Source organism: Sporomusa sp., assembly GCF_057736855.1.
Map to the genome: position 1 here is coordinate 1 of NZ_JBYKYF010000296.1, position 3,772 is coordinate 3,772.

A 3,772-nucleotide genomic window follows, 5' to 3' on the forward strand; every position below is an offset into this window, starting at 1 on the left:
ATTGTTCTGTAACCACTGTTATGAGATATTTTGGTATTGTCTCCTATCCCAAGCCCCAATTACCATCTGTTATTGCCAATAGGATTTTATATATCGCTAACTCCTAATAAATAAAGGGAAAAGCAGGGTAGGTATATCCCCTGCTCCACTACACTTTATGCTTTACCCCAACATTGATTATAAAGCCAAATAAAAGACGAATTTCCTGTTAGGAAGTCCGTCTCTAATTTTAACAGTTTTTTGCACCCGTTGCACCACCGTAGCACCATGTTGACCACTGACCCGGTAGCACCACAGGCTTAGAAAGCTTGATTTTACTGGAGCGGGCAACGGGATTCGAACCCGCGACCCACGGCTTGGGAAGCAGAAGCTACCTATTGCACATATATGTGATTTAGCTGATAGGCTGACCTTTTTCCCTCCTTGCGCAATATTATACCATATGTAAATACACAATGGAAATATACCAATAGAAAAACCTGTAATGAAAAAACCGCTGAATGACGGAAAAACGAAGGGAAAATCACTACAAACACCTTCCCTGTCCTTAATACCGCCGCCTGTTGTGCCAGGTACCCGACATTGGATACCAGAAACTTACCCCCCTGGCTTTTAACAGGGATTATTAACATAATAACAACATAAGTTAACAACAAACCCCTTCGTGACTCTGTATACCAGGTATAGAGCAATTTAACATAAACAATATTATCGGACATAATAACCAACAGCATGAACAAAAACAAGCAAAATGTCCACATTCTACAGTACAAAAACAGGCAAAATCATATGCCTGGCTGTTGGTTTTATACATGAATATGTGTTTTAAATATGCAAAATTAATGAATAAATATTAGAAACAAAATAAGTACTATGCGGAAAAAGACGCAAACCACGGTTTGGTATTGAGAAAACCTGCCCAGCAATGATGATGTTGGTTTTTCCTTTGACAATTTCTAAAGGTAGATCTCCTACCTTTAGAACATTAGCAATAATTTCTTTACTGGTAAATGTCTTAAACCTATCTTCATAAACATCATACTTTTGCCTGTCGTCTCAATACCCCCCGTAAGGATTGTTTACGGGGTATGTTCTAAAGTTTCTTTAAGAACCTTTAGAACCGTAGCAAGCCCTACAGCAGGTTTTTTGTCACAGGTTAATATAATACCCTTACCCCTGCTTTTTTTGTGATAAAACTGTTATTTTTACCCTTGCAAACAAGAGAAAAAACAAGCAACAACAAGCAATCACGAATAAGCAAAATGTGCAAATACTTTTTCGGCTGTTTTTGCTTGTTTATTAGATAATATCAACGAATTTAAGCATCGAAAATAAAAAAATATGCGATTTTTTAAGGTTGTAAATAGTGGTTAATATAAAACCCTTTACCGCAAAATACAACCTGAAAAAATAACGTTTAAACATGAAAAAATAGCATAAAAACAGGCAAATAAAAGAGGTCTACCCTGGAACATGTATCAGTATTATACAGATACTTTTTGGTACTAGGTAATAATTTTGGGAAATATTTTTTATTTCCCAACGCATGGTATTGGACTGGTCAGTCAGAAATTATTTCCTATTATTTTAGTCGGAATTAAAACAATTAATAATATGTTTATTTTGTTAACTTTATTTTTACTTTCTATTAACAATTATTATTATTTTATTTCCTAGCAATTTACTCGGAATTATCATAGGGTGTTAAATATGTTGCACTCTATACGACTTTTAATTGTCTTTAATTTATCAATTTTAAATAATTCCTCATTATTTGATTTAATCCATTTTATCAGAATATCTTTAAACATATTGATTATACATTTTATTTTTATGTAAACTTCCATTTTCATCTATATAAGAGAACGACCAAAACAAGGCTATAAGATTTTCCATATCAACCAGAAGAATAAAACCAAATCAAGGTGAAAAATATAATCTATTGCCCAGAAGGGCGAAGCCCTGAAGGGCAAACAATAAGAATTATTTTATATTATTTTTTTTAATAATAATTTTATTTTAAAAATAAGTATTTAAACAAATCAAGGTGATAGTTTTATCGCCCCGAAGGGGCGGAAACAATCAACATGAAGAAATTATTTTAGTCTGATATAAGGGCGCGCCCTGCGCGCCCCAATAATCAACCAAACAAGAATAATCTCTTACCCTTGATAAAAAAAATAATGCGCGAAGCGCATTGCCTGGACATGCTGAAGCGTAAGCGGAAGCAGGGACAGGCAATCTTCTCATGAAAAAAATAAAACCAAATCAAGGCATAATTAAACCTGCCCAAAACTTATATTATTACGAAGTAATATAATAATATATTTATTGTTTATAATTATTGTTATATCATTATTGTTGTACTTCGAAAATCGAAGAGATAATTCTTCGAAAATCGAAGAATAAACACTTCGAAAATCGAAGAATAAAGGTGTTTTTTCTCTTCGAAAATCGAAGAGTAAATTAGTATTAATTCTTCGAAAATCGAAGAGATAACCAACTTATTAGTCAGGTATATTCAACGCTTTTTGGGCGAATTCGTCCAATGTCATTATGTCATGTTTTGGCCTAGACGTAAGGTATTGATACATCTTGACTAATGTTTCATCGCTTGCCTTTTTGATGTAATCGATTATTTCCGACTGTTTTAGTTGGTTATTAACTTGCCGCCGAAAAATAAAAGCAAACATGCCTAATCTTTGTTCCTGTGACATTTGTTTGAATTGTTCTATCAATTCCTCATTCTCTGTTGACTTTTCCTTGGTTTTTGTTATAATATTATTAACAACAAAATTCTGTTTTTCCCTGTTTGTCCTCTCAGAGGACTTTTTATTTTGTTTCTGTTTTGGCTGGTATTCTTGCTTGAATTTTTCTTTTTCTTCGTCATCGGCGGCAACCCTAATATGAGTACCTCTACCTGTACCTTCTATGATTTTTATATAGCCATTTTCTGCCAGGTATTTTAATGCCTTTGATACCGATTCCGAACCAAGGTGTAAGTCATCTTGTATCCGTTCATATGTCGTGATATGTTCGTTCTGTTTGTACGTTTTGCCGTTTTTCTCTACATCTGAGTGATTGATCTTTAATAACAAATACAGATAAACCTTCACCACCGATCCGTTTTGTTTCAAAATATCATCGTTCAAAATATCCCTAGACAATTGGATAAAACCTTTGTGTTTTTTGGTCACGCAAATCTTCTCCTTTCTGATATATATTGACAACTTGTCAATATTTTTTTGCTACAAAAAGCACAACAGACAGGCGGCCTAATCAGCCAACCTGTCTAATTTTTTATATTGAAGGGGCGGAAACAATCAACAAGAAGAAATTGTTTTGATCCGATATAAGGGCGCGCGTAGCGCGCCCAAAACAACCAACAAGGAAAATATTATCCTTGACCATGAAAAACTAATTGCGCCAGGCGCGTCGGACAGGTCAAGCGATAGCGAAGACCTGGACGACCAACCAAGAAAAAAAATACAACCAAACAAGGAAAAAAGTACCTATATTTATATTTTAATATCATTATTGTTTTAATCATTATTGTTTATATAGTTATTGTTATATATCATTATTCTTACTCTTTACTTTTTTCCATGCCTTGGGGAAATTTTTTCCTTTGAGTTGTGAATATTATTAGCGTTGCTCTTCAATGTATACTCGCCAAAATATTGCCATGATTCGTTTTCGTCTAGCATACCTATGCCAGGTATCACTACATGACTAAATTCACCAGTCCTGATATGTCTGCTACCAAACATTC

The 3,772-nt window shown here is 34.0% G+C and carries 1 protein-coding gene; it reads right to left on the bottom strand.

Annotated elements, in window-relative coordinates; translation table 11 throughout:
- Positions 1–2,507 precede the first annotated feature (2,507 nt).
- A complete protein-coding gene (locus tag AC29Z1_RS14955) occupies positions 2,508–3,197 on the bottom strand; it encodes a hypothetical protein (protein WP_488272256.1) in 690 nt (229 codons plus the stop codon).
- Positions 3,198–3,772: the final 575 nt, after the last annotated feature.